Raw genomic sequence first — 292 nt, 5'->3', positions numbered from 1 at the left:
GTGTTCCTGACCAGCGATCCGCAAAGCGCGCCGACGGCGCTGATGCACAGCCTGAAGCATTACAAGGTGCTGCACGAGCAGAATGTCATCCTGTCGGTTGTCACCGCACCGCAGCCGCTGGTGCCCGACAGCGAGCGCGTCAAGATGGAGACGGTCAACGAGCTGTTCATGCGGGTGACGCTGACCTTCGGCTACATGGAACAGCCCAACATTCCGCGCGCTCTGGCGATCTGCCGCAAGCAGGGCTGGAAGTTCGACATCATGACGACGTCATTCTTCCTGTCGCGGCGCT

General features: G+C 61.3%; 1 protein-coding gene. It reads left to right on the top strand.

Features of this window, described 5'->3' with window-relative positions; all coding sequences use genetic code 11:
• On the top strand, positions 1-292 hold a 292-nt coding region (locus ACWGTO_RS34005), incomplete at both ends, for a KUP/HAK/KT family potassium transporter (protein ID WP_454579021.1).

This window comes from Mesorhizobium sp. PL10 (genome assembly GCF_053714315.1).
The sequence above is the reverse complement of the archived record's forward strand: the minus strand, read 5'-3'. Positions and strand labels throughout refer to the sequence as shown.